Annotated in this window: 15 protein-coding genes; 14 read left to right on the top strand and 1 reads right to left on the bottom strand. The window is 67.4% G+C overall.

The genetic code is table 11. The features are described 5' to 3' along the window. Window positions 1-22 precede the first annotated feature (22 nt). Entirely contained in the window at window positions 23-2,227 is a 2,205-nt protein-coding gene (locus B146_RS0111260) for an esterase-like activity of phytase family protein (protein ID WP_019996544.1), read from the bottom strand. 140 nt (window positions 2,228-2,367) lie between these two features. Here B146_RS0111260 and ybgC point away from each other — a divergent pair, with 140 nt between their 5' ends. From ybgC to serA, 14 genes are all read left to right on the top strand, one after another. Then, window positions 2,368-2,820 (top strand): tol-pal system-associated acyl-CoA thioesterase, encoded by a 453-nt coding sequence (gene ybgC, locus B146_RS0111255; RefSeq protein ID WP_040408518.1) that lies wholly within the window; start codon window positions 2,368-2,370, stop codon window positions 2,818-2,820. Window positions 2,821-3,070: 250 nt separating this feature from the next. Further along, window positions 3,071-3,790, top strand: coding sequence for a protein TolQ (gene tolQ, locus B146_RS0111250; protein WP_019996542.1), 720 nt, complete (start codon window positions 3,071-3,073; stop codon window positions 3,788-3,790). Between the two features lie 45 nt (window positions 3,791-3,835). Next, complete coding sequence (gene tolR, locus B146_RS25775; protein WP_051091543.1) at window positions 3,836-4,339, top strand: protein TolR; 504 nt, start codon at window positions 3,836-3,838, stop codon at window positions 4,337-4,339. A 7-nt stretch (window positions 4,340-4,346) separates the two neighbouring features. Beyond that, window positions 4,347-5,480 (top strand): hypothetical protein, encoded by a 1,134-nt coding sequence (locus tag B146_RS0111240; RefSeq protein WP_019996540.1) that lies wholly within the window; start codon window positions 4,347-4,349, stop codon window positions 5,478-5,480. Window positions 5,481-5,639: 159 nt separating this feature from the next. Continuing rightward, window positions 5,640-6,932 (top strand): Tol-Pal system beta propeller repeat protein TolB, encoded by a 1,293-nt coding sequence (tolB, locus tag B146_RS0111235; protein WP_155897471.1) that lies wholly within the window; start codon window positions 5,640-5,642, stop codon window positions 6,930-6,932. 96 nt (window positions 6,933-7,028) lie between these two features. After that, the gene (gene pal, locus B146_RS0111230; RefSeq protein WP_019996538.1) at window positions 7,029-7,580 is read left to right on the top strand and encodes a peptidoglycan-associated lipoprotein Pal; all 552 of its coding nucleotides are present in this window, start codon (window positions 7,029-7,031) and stop codon (window positions 7,578-7,580) included. Window positions 7,581-7,772: 192 nt separating this feature from the next. Then, window positions 7,773-8,732, top strand: coding sequence for a tol-pal system protein YbgF (gene ybgF / locus B146_RS0111225; RefSeq protein WP_019996537.1), 960 nt, complete (start codon window positions 7,773-7,775; stop codon window positions 8,730-8,732). Then, entirely contained in the window at window positions 8,732-10,183 is a 1,452-nt protein-coding gene (gene tilS, locus B146_RS27730; RefSeq protein ID WP_019996536.1) for a tRNA lysidine(34) synthetase TilS, read from the top strand. The genes ybgF and tilS overlap by 1 nt, the downstream gene beginning before the upstream one ends. Further along, window positions 10,183-12,120 carry an ATP-dependent zinc metalloprotease FtsH gene (gene ftsH, locus B146_RS0111215; protein WP_026358532.1) on the top strand — a complete coding sequence of 646 codons (1,938 nt, stop codon included), beginning with the start codon at window positions 10,183-10,185 and terminating at the stop codon, window positions 12,118-12,120. Before tilS ends, ftsH begins: the two co-directional genes overlap by 1 nt. Before the next feature lie 167 nt (window positions 12,121-12,287). Continuing rightward, on the top strand, window positions 12,288-13,637 hold the full coding sequence (gene glmM, locus B146_RS0111210; protein ID WP_019996534.1) for a phosphoglucosamine mutase: 1,350 nt from the start codon (window positions 12,288-12,290) through the stop codon (window positions 13,635-13,637). Window positions 13,638-13,978: 341 nt separating this feature from the next. Beyond that, window positions 13,979-14,776: an outer membrane protein gene (locus B146_RS0111205; RefSeq protein WP_019996533.1), complete on the top strand. Its 798-nt coding sequence runs from the start codon at window positions 13,979-13,981 to the stop codon at window positions 14,774-14,776. Window positions 14,777-15,005: 229 nt separating this feature from the next. Then, window positions 15,006-15,791 (top strand): outer membrane protein, encoded by a 786-nt coding sequence (locus B146_RS0111200; RefSeq protein WP_019996532.1) that lies wholly within the window; start codon window positions 15,006-15,008, stop codon window positions 15,789-15,791. Window positions 15,792-15,983: 192 nt separating this feature from the next. Further along, window positions 15,984-17,159 (top strand): phosphoserine transaminase, encoded by a 1,176-nt coding sequence (locus tag B146_RS0111195; RefSeq protein WP_019996531.1) that lies wholly within the window; start codon window positions 15,984-15,986, stop codon window positions 17,157-17,159. Window positions 17,160-17,341: 182 nt separating this feature from the next. After that, window positions 17,342-18,934 carry a phosphoglycerate dehydrogenase gene (gene serA, locus B146_RS0111190; protein ID WP_019996530.1) on the top strand — a complete coding sequence of 531 codons (1,593 nt, stop codon included), beginning with the start codon at window positions 17,342-17,344 and terminating at the stop codon, window positions 18,932-18,934. The last annotated feature ends 25 nt before the right edge of the window (window positions 18,935-18,959 follow it).

Below are 18,959 nucleotides of genomic sequence, written 5' to 3'. Positions count from 1 at the left end.
TTCCCGTCGAACGGATGGGCGTTTACTTCGCGAGCGAAGCGGATTTTTCGGTCACGTTGCCGATCTTGAGGAACAGGGTCTCGCCGGAGGAATCGTCCACGCCGTCATTGTCGGTGACGACCGTCATCTCGCCCTTGTCGTCGATCGCGAGCCCTTCGACCTTGTCCACGACATAGCCATGCGTCGCTTCGGTGAGGAGCGGCAGGAGATCGCGCACCTTTTCCTTCGTGACGACGGGCAGCGCGCCGCCGAGCGGCGCGGGCTTCAGCTCCGAAAGCTTGACGCGCGTGATCGCCTTCAGCGCGGCCTTGTCGCCGATCTGGTTGTCGCGCTCGATGAAATAGGCGTGGTCGCCATGGACGGTCATTTCCGACAGGCCGTTCCAGGCGCCGTCCTTGGCCGGGTCGAGCGGGTAGAGCACGGCACCCCATTCCTTGGTCGCCGGGTCGTAGGCGAGAAGCTTGGTCTCGTTCTTTGGGTCGTCCGTCCAGGGGCGCTGGATGGCGATCCAGATCTTGCCGCCGGCGAGCGCGACGCCTTCCGCGCCGAAGCGCGTCTGCGAGGCGAGGAGCCCTTCGGGGAAGGTGACCTCCTCCTCGATCGCGCCCTTGCCGTCGACATGGACCAGCGCGTGCGGCACCTCCTTTTCCGGATTGCCTTCGCTGGCGAGCCAGAAGCCGCCCTTGCCGTCCGGCGTGATGCCTTCGAGGTCGAGCTTCGCCGCGGCCTTGCCGTCGCGCGTCACGTCGATCGCCGAGACGATGCGGGCGGGCTTGGTCGCCGCGTCCACCGCATAGATGCGGGGCATCTTGCCGTAGACGCTGTCGCTGACCGCATAGAAGCGGTTCGGCTCGCCGGCCGAGGCGAGACCCGACAGAGCGCCGAAGCCGATCGGGTTGCCGCTCTTGTCGTCGGTCGAGACGATGGTCGGATAGGCCGCCTCGCCCTCCGCCCGCTCGTAGATCATCACATGCGAGCGCGCGCCGCCCTTTTCGCCGAGATCGGCCTCGTTGGCGGTGACGAGAAGGTTGCGCTGGGGGATCGCCACCGCGCCTTCGGGCGAAATGCCCGACGGCAGGATCTGCGTCAGTTCGGGCTCCGCGCCCGTGTCGCGATAGACGGCCACCACCGAGGCACGCTCGGCGAGCACGAAGAGGAAGGTCTCGCCTCCGAACGTGCCGGTGGCCAGGCCCTCGGGCTCGATGCCCTTCTTGTCGGCCCGCTTATCGGGGAAGTGGCCGAGGCGCGCGACCTCGCGCTCCAGCGAGGCGCCCGATTCATAGGCGACCGTGCCGTCGCGGTTGAAGATGGTGAAGCCGCGCGTGCCGCCCTTCCAGTCGCCCTCGTCGGCGGCGGCGATGCGCCCGTCCTTCAGCCATTTCACGGCGTCGGGCTCGCGCGGGCGCGCCTCGACCTTGCCGGTGAAATCGAGCTTGCCGTCCTTCTCGGTGTCGACCCCGTCCAGCGCAACGCTGCCGGCCGAGAAATGAGCGGTCACCTTGCCGCTCGCGCCGTCGACGATGGCGATATGGTTGTTTTCCTGGAGCGACACCACGACCTCGTTGCGGTCGTTGATGTCGACGAATTCGGGCTCGGGGTCTTCGGGCGCGATTTCAGTCAGGCCGGTCAGCTCGACGCGGCGAAGGGTCGAGCAATCGGGCGCCCCGTCCTTCAAGGCGACGAGCGCCAGGAAGCCGGCCGGCATCTGGGGCAGGGCTCCGTCGTTGACCGTCTCGTCCCGCTCGTTCTCGATGGCGATCGCCGCGAAGCTGCGGTCGGGCGACACCGCCACGCTGTCGGGCTGGCCGCCGAGGTCGCAAGTCTCGCCCGCCGTCTTGGCCGCCAGATCCACCGCGACGAGCTGCCCGCTCGGCTCCGCCTTGCTCTTCGACGTGTTGAGGCCGACGAGGACATGACCGCGCGCGACCGCCACGGAGGTCGGCTCGCCCTCGAGCTTCAGATAGCCGGCGGGCTTCGGGGCATGAGGCTCGGCGATGTCGATGAAACCGATGCCGCCATGCGGGCTGTCGGAATAGACGAGCGTGTTGCCGTCCTCGGAGGCCGTCACGATCTCGGCGGAGGTCGCGGTCTTCTCGTCCGCGCCGGCGTGCAGGTTGCGGACGACCGAGAAGGAGCCGACGCGGTTGAACACGGGCTGTGCGAAGGCGGCGGCCGGCAGCGCCGTGGAGGCGAGAAGCGTCAGGGTGACGGCGAGACGGGGCGACATGCGAATCTCCTGGGTCGAGCGGCGGACTGCGTTCGAGGTCAATCAGGCTCCGGCAAAACACAGGTGACGGTTTTGCGACGGTTGCATGACAGGGCGGGGGATGGTGGCGCGTGGCTCGGCGGATCGCTATGACGTCCACCATGACAGATCAGCTTGCCGGCCGGCTGACGGAGTTCGGCCATCGTCTCGACGTGCGGGTGTATTTCGAGGACACGGATTTTTCCGGCGTCGTCTACCATGCGCGCTATCTGCATTTCCTGGAGCGCGGGCGCACCGACTATCTGCGCCTGCATGGCATCGGCCATCGCGAGCTGATGGAGGGCGCCTTCGGTGAGCCGATGGCCTTCGCGGTGCGGCGCATGGAGATCGAGTTCCTGCGCCCCGCCCGGATCGACGATGTCTTGACCGTGGAAACCCGCACCGCGCTTCTCGGCGGCGCGCGCGTCGTGCTCGACCAGCGCATCCTGAACGGCGAGGAGGTCCTGATCGAGGCCAAGGTGAAGGTCGCCGTCATCTCCCCCGAAGGCAAGCCCCGCCGCATGCCCCCGCTCGTGGCCGAGCGGCTCCAGCCGGGGGGAGCGGGCGGGGAGTAGACACGGCCTCGGCCGTCCGTCTCGCTCGATCCGCGCACGGGTTATCGGCCGGAAACGGATTGTTAACCCTAATGGTGCTTCATGAGCGTCGCGCCCGAAGCTGTTGCCGCGCCATTCTTTTACCGGATTCGACGGTGAAAGGACGGGCGGGGGCGCAGCGGCTTCGGCGCGTGGTCCATGGCGTGTGGCGCCTCGATCGGCGCCGTGGCGCGAACGGGCCGCCGGCTTTACGAATTCGAGGGACTCGAGGATGAACGACGTCGCACAGACTGCGCTCGCCGCCCATGGCAGCGACATGTCTTTGATGGGGCTTTTCTGGCAGGCCGGCTTCGTCGTGAAGTTCGTCATGCTGGGGCTTCTCGCCGCGTCGGTCTGGACCTGGGCGATCATCTTCGACAAATGGGCGCGCTTCGGCCGTTTCCGCCGGCAGCTCAACAGTTTCGAGAGCAATTTCTGGAGCGGCCAGTCGCTGGAAGAGCTCTACCACACCCTGTCCGACCGCAAGACGTCCGGCATGGGCGCCTTGTTCGTGGCCGCCATGCGCGAATGGAAGAAGAGCTTCGAGAAGGGCGCCCGTTCGCCGATCGGCCTTCAGACCCGCATCGAGAAGGCCATGGACGTGACCATGGCGCGCGAGATGGACGAGTTGGAATCGCGCCTCGGCTTCCTTGCCACCGTCGGCTCGGCCTCGCCCTTTATCGGCCTGTTCGGCACGGTGGTCGGCATCATGACCGCCTTCCAGGGCATCGCGGCGTCGGAGCAGACGAGCCTTGCCGTGGTCGCGCCCGGCATCGCCGAAGCGCTGCTCGCGACCGCGATCGGCCTCGTGGCCGCCATTCCCGCCGTCATCGCCTACAACAAGCTCTCGGCCGACGCGAGCAAGCTCGGCATGCGGCTCGAAGCCTTCGCGGACGAGTTTTCCTCCATCCTGTCGCGTCAGATCGACGAGAAGGCGAGCGCCGGGCGCTGATCGCGCGGCGCTTATCGGCCAGAAGAGACGAGGGGATCAGACACAATGGGCATGTCGACGGGCGCCGCATCATCGGGCGGGGGATCACGACGCCGCCGCGGCAAGCGCCGGCAGCCGATGGCCGAAATCAACATGACGCCCATGGTGGACGTCATGCTGGTTCTGCTCATCATCTTCATGGTGGCGGCGCCCCTGATGACGGTGGGCGTGCCGCTCGAACTGCCCAAGACGGCCGCCAAGGCGCTCAGCGCCGACAAGCAGCCGATCACCATTTCGGTGCAGCGCGGCGGCGAAATCTATCTGCAGGAAACGCCGGTCCAGGCGGACGCGGTGGTGGAGCAGCTCAAGGCCATCGCGGAAGCGGGCTACGAGGAGCGCATCTTCCTGCGCGCCGACGGCGAAGCGAGCTACGGCACGGTGATGCAGGTCATGGCCCGCATTTCGGCCGCCGGCTTCAAGAATATCGGCCTCGTCACCTCGCAGGAAAAGGCCGCCTCCAAGGCCTCTGCCGCCACCACTGGAGCCCCCAAGACCGGGGCCAAGAGCTGACGCGCCCATGAAGTCGTCGCTTTCAACCTCCGTTGCGGTTCACGTCGTCCTCCTCACCTGGGGGCTCTGGTCGCTGGGCGCGCCCGAAAAGCTCGACATGGGCAGCGAGGCCGTGCCCGTCGAACTCGTGACCGAAGTCAGCCAGTCGATGATCGGCGACGAGAAGGCGCCGCAGACCGACACGCCCGCGCCCCAGCCGACCAAGACCGAATCCAAGCTTCCGATGCCGGCGCAGAATGTCGGCGACAACGAGGTCGACCTTCCGACGCCGCCCGCGCCCAAGGCCGCGCCGCGCGAAAGCGTGAAGACCACGGTGGACGAGGCACCGCCTCCGCCGCCGCCGCCCCCTGCCGCCAAGCCGCCCGAGCCCAAGCCCGAGCCCGTGAAGGTGCCCGAGCCGACGCCGCCGCCGCCCGAACCCGAGCCGGAAACGGAAGAGGCCGACAGCGCGCCGGAGATCGATCCGCTCGCCGCCGAGATCGCCAAGGCCGAGGCCGAGAAGCCGCCGGCCCCGCCCCGGAACGTGCCCGCGCCCCAGGCCAAGCCGAAGCCGCCCGAGCCCAAGCCGCCCGAGCCGGTGAAAGTGGCCGAGAAGAAGCCGGAGCCGGTGAAGGAAAAGCCGCCCGAGAAGCCCAAGATGCCGGACAAGAGCAAGGCGACCGAAGCCTCGAAGGAAAAGCCGAAGGAAACCAAGAAGCCCGGCACCCGCGCGTCCGAGCGCGATCCGCTGGAGGACGCGGTTCTGGCGGCGCTGAAGAACACGCAGGATTCGGCCGGCGGCGGCGCCAAGCGCTCGACCCAAACGGCATCGCTCGGCGGCAAGACGCAGACGGGTGGGCAGCTCTCGCAGAGCGAGATGGACGCGCTGCGCGGCCAGATCTCCAAATGCTGGAACCCGCCGGCCGGCAATACGGATGCGGGCTCGTTCCAGGTGAAGATTTCGATGCAGCTCGACCCGTCCGGCGCGGTCCAGGGCATGCCGCAGATCGAAGAGGGCGGCGGTGCGTCTCCGGCCCAGCGGGCAGCGGCGGAAGCCGCGATCCGTGCGGTTCGTCGCTGCGCGCCCTACAACCTGCCGGCGGAGAAATACGAGACCTGGGCGGACGTCACCGTCAATTTCGACCCGAGCCAGATGTTCTGACCTCATTTCGCCATCGCGGCGGCGTCCAAGCGCCGCCTCGCCTCCACACCTCCAAGAGCACGGGTGCGCCGCAAGGCGCGACAAGCGCCCGGTGATCGAACGGGAAGGTTTCTCCCCATGACTCTCACCACCAAGCCTCGCACCAGCATGACCCGCACCATGAAATTCCTGAGCTTGGCCCTCGCCGCCACCGTCGCGGGCCTCGCCGTCGCCGCCCCGGCTCAGGCGAAGGTCGAGATCAACGTCAACCAGGGCAATGTCCAGCCGCTGCCGATCGCGCTGCCGGCCTTCCAGTCGCGCGACGGGCTCGGCGCCAAGCTGATGGAAGTCGTCGCGGCCGACCTGAAGCGCTCCGGCCTCTTCGCGCCGATCAACCCGGCGGCCTTCATCCAGAAGGACCTGTCGCCCGACCAGACGCCGCGCTTCCAGGACTGGACCGTCATCAACGCGCAGGCCCTCGTGTCGGGCCGCGTGACGCCGGAGGCCGACGGGCGGCTGCGCGTCGAGTTCCGCCTGTGGGACACCTATGCCGGCGGCCAGCTCGACGGGCAGCAGTTCTATGCGAGCCCCGACAACTGGCGCCGCATCGCCCATATCATCGCCGACGCGATCTACGAGCGGCTGACGGGCGAGAAGGGCTATTTCGACACGCGCATCGTGTTCGTGGACGAGACCGGCGCCAAGGACAAGCGCCGCAAGCGCCTCGCCATCATGGACCAGGACGGCGCGAACGTGCGCTATCTCAGCCAGGGCAACGACCTCGTGCTGACGCCGCGCTTCTCCCCGAACCGGCAGGAAATCACCTATATGTCGTTCGGCCAGGGCGAGCCGCGCGTCTACCTCCTGCAGCTGGAAACCGGTCAGCGCGAGGTGGTCGGCAACTTCCCCGGCATGACCTTCGCGCCGCGCTTCTCGCCGGACGGCCAGAAGGTGGTGATGAGCCTCCAGCAGGACGGCAACGCCAATCTCTACGCCATGGACCTGCGCTCTCGGGCGACGACGCGCCTGACCTCGACCGGCGCGATCGACACCTCGCCCTCCTATTCGCCCGACGGCACGAAGATCGTCTTCGAATCGGATCGTGGCGGGCGGCCGCAGATCTATTCGATGAATGCCGACGGCTCGGGCCAGCAGCGCATCTCCTTCGGCCAGGGCAGCTACAACACGCCCGTCTGGAGCCCGCGCGGCGATCTGATCGCCTTCACCAAGCAGTCGGGCGGCCAGTTCCAGATCGGCGTCATGAAGCCGGACGGGTCGGGCGAGCGCATCCTCACCTCCTCGTTCCACGCCGAAGGGCCGACCTGGGCGCCGAACGGCCGCGTCATCATGTTCTTCCGCGATCAGGGCGGCGGTCCGCAGCTCTATTCGATCGACCTGACCGGCCGGAACGAGCAGCGCGTCGCCACGCCCAACTTCGCCTCGGACCCGGCCTGGTCGCCCGCGCTGGAATAGCTCCGGCCAACAATTTCAACGGCTTGTTGACGGGTCGTTAACCCTGAAAATGGTAAACGACACGTCACAGACATCCATACATCGAAGGAGACGGCCATGCGCCGCATCGCTACTGGGGTCCATGGTCGAATTGCCCTCGCGCTCGTTGCAGCGCTGGCGCTTTCGGCTTGCGCCAAGAAGAACAACGCTCTTCCCGACAACGCGGCGGGCCTCGGCCTCGGCGGCGCGGGCGGTGCCGGCGGCTATGGCGGCGCCGGTGGCGCGGGCGGCTCGGCCGCGCCGGGCACCAGCCAGGACTTCACGGTCAATGTCGGCGACCGCATCTTCTTCGACACGGACTCGACCTCGATCCGCGCCGACGCCCAGCAGACGCTCGCCCGTCAGGCCCAGTGGCTGAACCAGTATCCGCGCTACCAGATCGTCGTGGAAGGCCATGCCGACGAGCGCGGCACGCGCGAATACAACCTCGCGCTCGGCGCCCGCCGCGCCGCCGCGACGCGCGACTTCCTCGCGTCGAAGGGCGTTTCGGCCAACCGGATGCGCACGATCTCCTACGGCAAGGAACGCCCGGTCGCCGTTTGCGACGACATTTCCTGCTGGTCGCAGAACCGCCGCGCCGTCACGGTGCTCTCGGGCGCCGGCTCCTGAAGCATTTCGGCAACAATGCCCCTGTCGAAACGGCCCTTCGGGGCCGTTTTGCGTTGCAGGACAAAGGGGCGTGATAGAAGCGGACAAATTTTGGACGCCTTCCCGTTCCGTAAAGCGGCGAGGACGTCGACAGGGCGCCGAAGCCGCCACCGCTTTCGCGGGCCGCCCTTCGCGCCAGGGAAGGGATAACGCATGGCTGGCTCGCTCGTTTCACGCTTTCTCGTCACAGGTGTCGCCCTGGCGGCGCTGGCCGGACCGGCCGGTGCGCTGGAACTGCCTTTCGGCTTCAGCGGCTCTGCACCGCGCGCCGAGACCCGCGAGGCGGCGCCCCCGGTGCGCATGGCGCAGATGTCGGACGCCACGGTCCGCATCAGCCAGATGGAAGACGAGATGCGCCGGCTGACCGGCAAGGTGGAGGAATTGTCCTTCCTCGTGCTGCAGCTTCAGGAACAGCTGCGCAAGACGCAGGAAGACAACGAGTTCCGCTTCCAGGATCTGGAAAAGAAGGGTGGCGGCGGTGCCGCGCCAGCCGCTCCGCAGCGCCGCTCCGAGGCCGAGCCGGCACCGAGCCTTCCCGGCGCGGCGGACGCGCCCTCGCGCGTCGCCTCCGCCACGCCGCCCTCGATGAGCGATGCGCCCTCGCGCGCGCCCGCCTCCGCGCAGGCGGGCGGCGACGAGATCGGCGCCCTGATCGGCTCGGGCTCGGCGGCGTCCAAGCCAGCCGCCCCGGCGCCCGACCAGATGCAGGTCGCCTCGATCAAGGGCAAGGCGCCGGGCGAGCTTTACGGGCTCGGTTACAATTACATGCTGTCGGGCGACTACGCGCAGGCCGAGCAGACCTTCCGCCAGTACACGCAGACCTATCCGAACGCGAGCGACACGCCGGACGCCCAGTACTGGCTCGGCGAAAGCCTTTACGCGCAGTCGAAATACCGGGAAGCCGCCGAGGTCTTCCTGAACGCGCAGAAGGCCCATCCGCAGACGCCCAAGGCGCCGGAAATGATGTTGAAGCTCGGCATGTCGCTCGTGCATCTCGACAATCGCGAGACCGCCTGCATCACCTATTCCGAGATCAACAAGCGCTATCCGAACATGAGCGCCAATGTGAAGCGCAAGGTGCAGGCCGAGGAAAAGACGGCCCGCTGCGGCTGATGCGCGACGGCGGCTCCGCGCCGGGTGGCGCCGGGCCGCTCGACGCCGCGATTCTCGCCCTTCAGGCCGCGCTCGCATCTTGCCCTCCCGATCGCCGCCATGGCGGCCTGCTTCTCGCCGTTTCCGGCGGGCCGGATTCCCTGGCGCTGCTTCTCGCCGGTGCCGAAGCGCGGGCGTCGGGCCGTCTGCCCCGAGCGATCGAGGTCGCGACCGTCGATCATGGCTTGCGGCCAGAGAGCGCGGCGGAAGCGGCCGAAGTCGCGCGGATCGCCCGAAGCCTCGATCTGCCGCATCGCACGCTATTCTGGAATCGCACCGCGCCGCTGCGCGGGAACGTCTCGGCCAAGGCCCGCGCGGCGCGCTACGAGCGACTAGCCGCGCACGCTCATGCGATCGGCGCGGGCGCGATTCTCACCGCCCATCACCGCGACGACCAGATCGAAACGTATCTCCTGGCGCGGGAGCGCGGGGCACGCGGCACGGCGCTCGCGGGAATGCGCGCCTGGCGCGATCTCGAACCCGGCTTGGTGCTCCTGCGCCCGTTTCTGACGCTTCCGAAGCGCGACCTCGTTGCGATCGTCGAAAGGGCCGGCGTGTGCGCCGCAGATGATCCGACCAATCGCGACCTTCGATTTGCCCGCGCCCGGCTGCGTGCCGCGCCGCACTCGCCGAGCGAAGAGCGCGCGATTCTCGCGGCGCTGGATGCGGCTGGACGGCTGCGGACGGTCGAGGATGAGGACCTGGCGGCTCGGCTGGACGCGCTCGTCGCGCGCGGCGACCTCGCGGTGTCCCCGCTCGGCGAGGTCGAATGGCCGACGCAGGCGACTGATGCCCGTCTCCTGTCGCGCGCCGTGACGGCGGCCGGCGGCGCGCTCTATCCGCCCGCCGCCGAGGCGCTCGACCGTCTCGCCCGCCGGATCGACACGGAGCCGCAGGGCGCGTCGACGCTCGGTGGGGCGCGTGTGGAATGGCGGGCGGGACATGTGCGCGCCGGCCGCGAATATGGCCGCGAGGGGCCGCCCGATCTCCTATGGCCGTCAAACGCGCCCCGCGCCTGTTTCGACCGGAGGTTCGACATCGAGCGATCCCCCGAGGATTCATGGGGGCGGATCGCCGCCTATGGTCGTTCGGGCAGGGGAGGGGCACGGTACGGCACCCTGCCGATCACGCTGGACGAGGCCGGGGTGATCCGCGCCGTGCATCCCGATTTGACCCGTCGCGCGGGGGACGCGGCGGCAGTGCCCTTGCGCCTGTCCTGCCGGGTCGGCTGGCGCGTTTGCGCGGATTTGGTCTTCCCGGCGCGGGCCGCGTTAACCGGCCGGCTCCAAAATGCCGCAAATCACGGTGAACCTGTTGGCAAGGGGGTGGCGTACACCTACATTCGAGGGCAAGTCGAAGCCTCCTGCGTCGATGGACGCACGGTCGCCAGGGCGCATTTCCAGGACGGATGATGAACCAGAACTTCCGCAATTTCGCCGTTTGGGCGATCATAGCGCTTCTGCTGATCGCGTTGTTTCAGCTTTTCTCGAACGGGTCGCCGAACTCGAACTCGCGCGAAGTGCCCTATTCGCAGTTCCTGTCCGATGTCGATTCCGGTCGCGTGCGCTCCGTCACGATCCAGGGCCAGCGCATTTCCGGCTCGTACACGGACGGCGCGACGCCGTTCCAGACCTATTCGCCGGGCGATCCGCAGCTCGTCAGCCGGCTTGAGCAGCGCAACGTCCAGATCAACGCGAGCCCGCCCTCGGACAATGTCAATCCGATCTGGTCGATCCTGATCTCCTTCGGTCCGATCCTCCTGATTCTCGGCGTCTGGATCTTCCTGATGCGCCAGATGCAGGGCGGCGCGGGCGGTAAGGCCATGGGCTTCGGCAAGTCCAAGGCCAAGCTCCTGACCGAGGCGCATGGCCGCGTCACCTTCGCGGATGTCGCGGGCGTGGACGAGGCCAAGGCGGATCTCGAGGAGATCGTGGAGTTCCTGCGCGAGCCGCAGAAGTTCCAGCGCCTCGGCGGCAAGATCCCGCGCGGCGTCCTCCTCGTCGGCCCTCCGGGCACGGGTAAGACGCTGACGGCGCGCGCCGTCGCGGGCGAGGCCAACGTGCCCTTCTTCACCATCTCGGGCTCTGACTTCGTGGAAATGTTCGTCGGCGTCGGCGCGAGCCGCGTGCGCGACATGTTCGAGCAGGCCAAGAAGAACGCCCCTTGCATCATTTTCATCGACGAAATCGACGCCGTCGGCCGCCATCGCGGCGCGGGCCTCGGCGGCGGCAATGACGAGCGCGAGCAGACGCTGAACCAGCTTCTCGTGGAGATGGACGGGTTCGAGGCGAACGAGGGCATCATCCTCATCGCCGCGACCAACCGTCCCGACGTTCTCGACCCGGCGCTTCTGCGTCCGGGCCGCTTCGACCGTCAGGTCATGGTGCCGAACCCCGATGTCGGTGGCCGCGAGAAGATCCTGAAGGTCCATGTTCGCAACGTGCCGCTGGCCCCCAATGTCGACCTGCGCACCATCGCGCGCGGCACGCCGGGCTTCTCGGGCGCCGATCTCGCCAATCTCGTGAACGAGGCCGCGCTGATGGCGGCTCGCCGCTCCAAGCGCCTCGTCACGATGCTGGAGTTCGAGGACGCCAAGGACAAGGTCATGATGGGCGCCGAGCGCCGGTCCATGGCCATGACTGAGGAAGAGAAGAAGCTGACCGCCTATCATGAGGCCGGCCACGCGCTCGTCGGTATCCACGTGCCCGGCAACGACCCGCTGCACAAGGTCACGATCATCCCGCGCGGCCGGGCGCTCGGCGTCACCATGAACCTGCCGGAGCGCGACCGCTACGGCATGAAGAAGATGGAGATGGAAGCGCGCCTTGCCATGATCTTCGGCGGCCGCGCGGCCGAGGAGATCATCTACGGTCTCGACAACGTCACCACTGGCGCGTCCAACGACATCCAGCAGGCCACCAACATGGCCCGCGCGATGGTCATGGAATACGGCATGAGCGACAAGCTCGGCCGCCTGCGCTACCGCCAGAACCAGGAAGAGGTCTTCCTTGGCCATTCGGTGTCGCAGCAGCAGAACATGTCGGAAGAAACCGCGCGTCTGATCGACTCCGAGGTGCGCGGCATCATCGAGGTCGCCGAGAACCGCGCCCGCGCCGTCCTGCGCGAGCATATCGACCAGCTGCACACGCTGACCAACGGCCTTCTCGAATACGAGACCCTCTCGGGCGACGAGGTGCGCGATCTCCTGGCCGGCAAGCCGCTCGCCCGCGACATGGGCGACGACACGCCGCCCTCGCGTGGTTCGGCCGTGCCGAAGGCCGGCTCCACTAAGCCGAGCGGTCCGCGCGACGACACGGACGGCGGTCTGGAGCCGCAGCCGACCGCCTGAGGCGGCAGAGGAACCATCGAGCGAAAGGCGGGCCTCGGCCCGCCTTTTTTGGTGAAGGGCACGGGATCGCAGGCGGGGGACGCCGCGATCTCGCATCCCGCCCTCGCAGGCCCACGACCGATCGGGGGCGCGGCTAGGGCAGGGAACGAGACGGCGAGGGGAACACCATGGCCAAATCCTATTTCGGCACCGACGGCATTCGCGGCCGCGTCAACCGCCATCCGATGACGCCGGAAATCGCCATGAAGGTCGGCATGGCCGCCGGCCTTGCCTTCCAGCGCGGCAACTACCGGCACCGCGTCGTGATCGGCAAGGACACGCGCCTGTCCGGCTACATGCTGGAGCCGGCGCTCTGCGCGGGCTTCACGGCCGTGGGCGTCGACGTGCTGATGCTCGGTCCGATTCCCACGCCGGCCGTCGCCATGCTGACGCGCTCCATGCGCGCCGATATCGGCGTCATGATCTCCGCCTCGCACAATCCGTTCGAGGACAATGGCATCAAGCTCTTCGGGCCGGACGGCTACAAGCTGTCGGACGAACTGGAGGCCGAGATCAACCGGCTGATCGACGAGGATCTGAGCTCGCGCCTGTCGGTCGGCTCGCATCTCGGCCGCGCCAAGCATTACGACGATGGCGGCCGGGACCGCTATGCCGAGTTCGCCAAGCGCACGCTGCCGCGCGAGCTGTCGCTGGATGGCGTCAGGGTCGCCATCGACTGCGCCAATGGCGCGGCCTATCGCGTCGCGCCCGACGTTCTCTGGGAGCTCGGCGCCGAAGTGGTGAAGCTCGGCGTCGAGCCGAACGGCACCAATATCAATCTCAATTGCGGCTCCACCAGCCCGGACGCGCTCCGCTCCAAGGTGCGCGAAGTGCGCGCCGATATCGGCATCGCGCTCGATGGCGACGCCGACCGAGTGCTGATCGTGGACGAGCACGGCGAGATCGTCGACGGCGACCAGATCATGGCGGTGATCGGCGAAGCCTGGTCCGAGGACGGGCGCCTCGCCGCCGGCGGCGTGGTGGCGACGATCATGTCCAATCTCGGTCTGGAGCGCTTCTTCAATGACCGCCAGATCCAGCTCGCCCGCACCAAGGTCGGCGATCGCTATGTCGTGGAGCACATGCGCCAGCATGGCTACAATGTCGGCGGCGAGCAGAGCGGCCATATCGTCCTGTCGGATTTCGGCACGACGGGCGACGGGCTCGTCTCGGCGCTGCAGGTGCTCGCCGTGGTGCGCAAGGCCGGCGGCACCGTGTCCGAGGTCTGTCGCAAGTTCGAGCCGGTGCCGCAGGTCCTGAAGAACGTGCGCTTCGGCGGCGGCGCGCCGCTGGAACTGCCGAGCGTGCAGGACGTCATCAATCTCGGCCGCGAGCGGCTCGGCCAGTCCGGCCGCCTCGTGATCCGTCCGTCCGGCACCGAGCCCTTGATCCGCGTCATGGCCGAAGGCGACGACGCGCGCCTCGTCTCGGACGTGGTGGACGATATCGTGGACGTCCTGCGCCGCACCGCGGCCTGAGAGGCGGTCGGCAAAGCCCGCCGGCTCGGTTCGGCGGGTTTAGTCCATCGCTCGCGTTCCGGTGTCTCGACCGCGTCGGACAACCCCTTTCGGCCTCCGGCCGAGGACGCTTCACCCAGATTGGGGACGTGGCGGCCGATCTCTCTTTTGGGGGAGGGCAAGGGGCGTGGCCCTCTCAGACCCCCGGCAGACCCTCGGCTTGCACGCGCACTGTTGCGCTCAAGCCACGGACTGGGCCTCTGCCCCAACGGAAGGTAATCTTCGGTTAATCATTAATCTTTAGATTTGAAGGCACTGCGGAACCCAAGCCGCTGCGTGTTCGAAGTCTGGAGATCTTTGATATGAACCGGCTTGCTGTCGCCCTTCTGGCGAGCGCCTTCCTTTCCCCCATGGCTGCCAAGGCCGCCGACATCATCGAGCCGATCCCGGTCGTTGACGCGCCCGCCGACTACAGCGGCTGGTACATCCGCGCGGACGCCGGCTACGCGTTCTCGAGCGAGACCTCGGGGTCCTACCGCTATTTCGACGCCCATAGCGGCCTCTATGGCGACGATTTCCGTTACTCCTCGATCGAGTTCAAGGACGGCTACAGCGTCGGCGGCGGCGTCGGCTATCGTTGGGCCGACCATTTCCGCACCGATCTGACCGCCGACTACTACAATTTCAAGGTCAAGGGCTCGAGCGACTGCGCCTACTCGTTCGGCTATTCCGGCTGCCGCTTCAACGACAGCTCGAAGGCCGATCTCTGGACCGTCATGGCCAACGCCTATGTCGATCTCGGCTATTTCGGCGCGGTCACGCCCTATATCGGCGCCGGCGTCGGCTTCGCGAATGTCAGCTACGGCGAGATGCGCAACGAAGTCTGCGCGCCGAACTGCGGCGATGCCAACAACTATGTCGGCATCCATGAAGGCCTCGACAGCTGGCGCTTCGCCGCCTCGCTCATGGCGGGCGCGAGCATCGACCTGACCCACTCCCTCGCGCTCGACGTCGGCTATCGCTACACCCGCGTTTCGGAAGGCGAGGCCTTCGCCTTCGACGCCGGCGACCGCGCCGCTGGCGCCACGGGCGTCCAGGGCCGCGACAACGGCTTCAACCTCCACGCCATCCGCGCGGGTCTGCGCTACTCCTTCTACTAAGACCTTCGGCCTCCGGCCGAGTGTCTGACAGGCATCGAAGGGCCGCTCTTCCCGGATGGGGAGGGCGGCCTTTTTCGTGGCGGCGAGAGCACTTCGTAACCCGAGCGAACCATCGTGGCAGGGTTAAGGAACAGGGTTAACCCGCAGTTAAGCATTGTCCGGCATGGTTAACGCAGCAAGCGGGCTGCGATCCGCTTCCAACGCATCTTTCGTTTCGAGGCCGATCGCGATGACCCTCAAGACCCTTCTCCTCCTCGGCGCCGCCGCGCTTTCCCTGCCGGGTGCAGCCCTGGCTGCCGATCTCGGGCCGATCTACCGCGAGGCGCCCGAATTGCAGCCGGTCGAGATCGGCACGGGCTGGTATCTGCGCGGCGACGTGACCTACGACTTCCGCTCCGATCTCGACGGCGAGCGCACGCTGCGCGCGCCCTTCTCCTCGCAAAGCGAAGCCTATCGCGACGCCAGCCTCGACGAGACCTTCGGCGGCGGCGTCGGCATCGGTTACCGCCTGACCGACATGCTGCGGACCGACGTGACCGCGCGCTACTCCAAGCCGGACTTCAACGGCTTCACGCAGGCCTCCCTCTACTGCGGCGCGGGCTGCAACCTGCGCGATCGGGGCGAGGCCTCGATGTGGGACGTGATGGCCAACGCCTATGTCGATCTCGGCACGGTCGCCGGCTTCACGCCCTATGTCGGCGGCGGCGTCGGCGCGGTGCACCTGAACTACGATTCGCCCACCCTCGAAGCCTGCTCGGCGGTCTTCTGCGCCACCACCCCGCTCAAGGGCGAGGAATCCTGGCGCTTCGCCTGGTCGGTCTCGGCGGGTGTCGCCTACGACATCTCCAAGAACCTCCAGCTCGATGTCGGCTACCGCTACATGAACGTGGAAGGCGGCGACAATTACAAGCTCGGCGGCGACAAGGTCGGCCTGCCCGGCCAGACGGTCACGGGCTCGGACGGCGGCTTCGACCGCCACACGATCTCGGCGGGCCTGCGCTACAGCCTCTGGTAGGACCGGGCGCGGTTCCTCCACGTTTCGATGGGTGAAGAAGGGCGGGGCAACCCGCCCTTTTTGCTGTTTCGGGCCTGACGCGGCACGCCCTGTCATCGCGGCGTCACTTGACTGGGAAAGGAACTCCCCGTATTCCCGTCCGTGGGACACGCCTCCCCAACGAGGCGCTTCTATCTGTAAGGGTAGCCACTTATGGCACAGATCGCCAAGCCGACCACGCGTCCGGCCAATCCCCGTTTTTCCTCTGGTCCTTGCGCCAAGCGTCCCGGTTGGACGCTGGAAGCCCTGAGCGACGCCGCTCTCGGTCGCTCGCACCGCGCCAAGCTCGGCAAGACCAAGCTCGCGCAGGCCATCGAGGACACCCGCGAGATTCTTCAGGTTCCCGCCGATTATCGCATCGGCATCGTTCCCGCGTCCGACACCGGTGCGGTCGAGATGGCGATGTGGTCGCTGCTCGGCGCTCGCCCGGTCGACATGGTCGCCTGGGAAAGCTTCGGCTCGGGCTGGGTGACGGATGCCGTCAAGCAGCTCAAGCTCACCGACGCCCGCGTTCTGGAAGCGGGCTATGGCGAGATCGTCGATTTCGCCGACGTGAACTTCGACAACGACGTCGTCTTCACCTGGAACGGCACGACCTCCGGCGTGCGCGTGCCCAACGGCGACAAGATCCCGGCCGATCGCCAGGGTCTCACCATCTGCGACGCGACCTCGGCCGCCTTCGCGCAGGACCTGCCCTGGGACAAGCTCGATGTCGTGACCTTCTCCTGGCAGAAGGTCATGGGCGGCGAAGCGGCCCATGGCATGCTGATCCTCAGCCCCCGAGCCGTCGAGCGTCTTCTGACCTACAAGCCGGCCTGGCCGCTGCCGAAGATCTTCCGCCTGACCTCGGGCGGCAAGCTGATCGAGGGCATCTTCAAGGGCGAGACGATCAACACGCCCTCGATGCTCTGCGTCGAGGATTATCTGGACGCGCTCCAGTGGGGCAAGTCGGTCGGCGGGCTGGAAGGCCTGAAGGAGCGCGCCAACGCCAATCTCGCGGTGATCGAACGCTTCGTCGAGGCCAACGGCTGGATCGGTTTCCTCGCCAAGTCGGCCGAGATCCGCTCCAACACCTCGGTCTGCCTCCAGTTCACCGACCCGGCGCTGACGGCCTTGCCGAAGGACGCGCAGGAAGCCTTCGCCAAGGGCGTCGCCTCGCTTCTGGAGAAGGAGGGCGTCGCCCTCGATATCGGCGCCTATCGCGATGCGCCCGCCGGCCTTCGCATCTGGACCGGCGCGACCGTCGAGACGGTGGATGTCGAAGCGCTCATGCCCTGGCTCGCCTATGCCTACGAGACGCAGAAGGCGTCCCTGGCGCAGGCCGCCTGAGCTCGATCCTTGTTCGGCCCTCCTGACCGGAGGGCCGCTTGCGGCGCCTCGCGCGCCCCGATCGCTGATCCCCGGAGCGGCCCCCTCGTGGCGGGCTCCGGCTCGCGCATCCCCTTTCCCTTTCGTTTCATCTTCGCTCGCACCGCGTTTCGCGCCCGTGCGCCCGGCAGAGGACTTCCCCCATGGCACCCCGCGTTCTCGTTTCCGACAAGCTTTCCCCCACCGCCGTCCAGATCTTCAAGGATCGCGGCGTCGAGGTCGACTACCTGCCCGACCTCGGCAAGGACAAGGAGAAGCTCCTCGAGGTGATCGGCCAGTATGACGGCCTCGCCATCCGCTCGGCGACCAAGGTCACCGAGAAGATCATCGACGCCGCCACGAACCTCAAGGTCATCGGCCGCGCCGGCATCGGCGTCGACAATGTCGACATTCCGGCCGCCAGCCGGAAGGGCATCATCGTGATGAACACGCCCTTCGGCAATTCCATCACCACGGCCGAGCACGCCGTCGCCATGATGTTCGCGACCGCCCGCCAGCTGCCCGCCGCCGACGCCTCCACCCAGGCCGGCAAGTGGGAGAAGAACCGCTTCATGGGCGTCGAGATCACCGGCAAGGTGCTGGGCGTCATCGGCTGCGGCAATATCGGCTCGATCGTCGCGTCGCGCGGCGTCGGCCTCAAGATGAAGGTGATCGGCTTCGACCCGTTCCTGTCGGAAGAGCGGGCGCGCGAGATGGGCATCGAGAAGGTCGAGCTGGAAGACCTCTTCAAGCGTGCCGACTTCATCACGCTGCACACGCCGCTGACCGACAAGACGCGCAACATCATCGACGCCAAGGCGATCGCCACGATGAAGAAGGGCGTGCGCATCATCAACTGCGCGCGCGGCGGACTGATCGTCGAGAAGGACCTGGCGGACGCGATCAAGGCCGGCCATGTGGCAGGCGCGGGCATCGACGTGTTCGAGGTCGAGCCGGCGACAGACTCGCCGCTCTTCGGCCTCGACAACGTGGTCTGCACGCCGCATCTCGGCGCCTCCACCACGGAAGCGCAGGAGAACGTGGCGCTCCAGGTGGCCGAGCAGATGGCCGACTACCTCGTCAACGGCGCGGTGTCGAACGCGCTCAACATGCCCTCGATCACCGCCGAAGAGGCGCCGATCCTGACGCCCTACGTGAAGCTCGCCGAAATCCTCGGCTCCTTCGCCGGCCAGCTGACGGAAGAGGCGATCGACGCGGTGGAGATCGTCTATGACGGCGCGCCGGGCACGATGAACACCCGCGCCCTGACGGCCGCCGCGATTGCCGGCCTTCTCAAGGCGCAGGTGCAGACGGTCAACATGGTCTCCGCGCCGCTCATGGCCAAGGAGCGCGGCATCGCCGTCTCCGAGGTGCGCCGCGACAAGACCGGCGTGTTCGACGGCTATGTCATGGTCACGGTGAAGACCAAGAAGCAGACGCGCTCGGTGGCGGGCACGACCTTCTCGGACGGCAAGCCGCGCTTCATCCAGATCAAGGGCATCAACATGGAGGCCGATGTCGGCCGCTACATGCTCTACACGGCCAATAAGGACGTTCCGGGCGTCATCGGCCAGCTCGGCACCGCCTTCGGCAAGGCCGGCATCAACATCGCCAACTTCCATCTCGGCCGCGACGAGCAGGGCGGCAGCGCCATCGCCGTGATCTATCTGGACGAGCCGCTGAGCGAGGAGTTCCTCGAGGAGATCCGCGGCCTCAACGCCATCGGTCAGGCCAAGATGCTGACCTTCGAGGTCTGATCGGACCGATCGAGTTTGATTTGAA

Source organism: Aureimonas ureilytica DSM 18598 = NBRC 106430 (assembly GCF_000382705.1).
Taxonomy (GTDB): domain Bacteria; phylum Pseudomonadota; class Alphaproteobacteria; order Rhizobiales; family Rhizobiaceae; genus Aureimonas; species Aureimonas ureilytica.
The sequence above is the reverse complement of the archived record's forward strand: the minus strand, read 5'-3'. Positions and strand labels throughout refer to the sequence as shown.

Bases quoted from the DNA above. Each gene is read 5' to 3' on its own strand.
- tilS (WP_019996536.1), top strand. From the start codon at position 8,732: ATGCGCGACGGCGGCTCCGCGCCGGGTGGCGCCGGGCCGCTCGACGCC.
- tolB (WP_155897471.1), top strand. From the start codon at position 5,640: ATGAAATTCCTGAGCTTGGCCCTCGCCGCCACCGTCGCGGGCCTCGCC.
- B146_RS0111205 (WP_019996533.1), top strand. From the start codon at position 13,979: ATGAACCGGCTTGCTGTCGCCCTTCTGGCGAGCGCCTTCCTTTCCCCC.
- B146_RS0111240 (WP_019996540.1), top strand. From the start codon at position 4,347: ATGAAGTCGTCGCTTTCAACCTCCGTTGCGGTTCACGTCGTCCTCCTC.
- tolR (WP_051091543.1), top strand. From the start codon at position 3,836: ATGGGCATGTCGACGGGCGCCGCATCATCGGGCGGGGGATCACGACGC.
- B146_RS0111195 (WP_019996531.1), top strand. From the start codon at position 15,984: ATGGCACAGATCGCCAAGCCGACCACGCGTCCGGCCAATCCCCGTTTT.
- B146_RS0111260 (WP_019996544.1), bottom strand. From the start codon at position 2,227: ATGTCGCCCCGTCTCGCCGTCACCCTGACGCTTCTCGCCTCCACGGCG.
- B146_RS0111200 (WP_019996532.1), top strand. From the start codon at position 15,006: ATGACCCTCAAGACCCTTCTCCTCCTCGGCGCCGCCGCGCTTTCCCTG.
- pal (WP_019996538.1), top strand. From the start codon at position 7,029: ATGCGCCGCATCGCTACTGGGGTCCATGGTCGAATTGCCCTCGCGCTC.
- ftsH (WP_026358532.1), top strand. From the start codon at position 10,183: ATGAACCAGAACTTCCGCAATTTCGCCGTTTGGGCGATCATAGCGCTT.
- serA (WP_019996530.1), top strand. From the start codon at position 17,342: ATGGCACCCCGCGTTCTCGTTTCCGACAAGCTTTCCCCCACCGCCGTC.
- ybgC (WP_040408518.1), top strand. From the start codon at position 2,368: ATGACAGATCAGCTTGCCGGCCGGCTGACGGAGTTCGGCCATCGTCTC.
- tolQ (WP_019996542.1), top strand. From the start codon at position 3,071: ATGAACGACGTCGCACAGACTGCGCTCGCCGCCCATGGCAGCGACATG.
- ybgF (WP_019996537.1), top strand. From the start codon at position 7,773: ATGGCTGGCTCGCTCGTTTCACGCTTTCTCGTCACAGGTGTCGCCCTG.
- glmM (WP_019996534.1), top strand. From the start codon at position 12,288: ATGGCCAAATCCTATTTCGGCACCGACGGCATTCGCGGCCGCGTCAAC.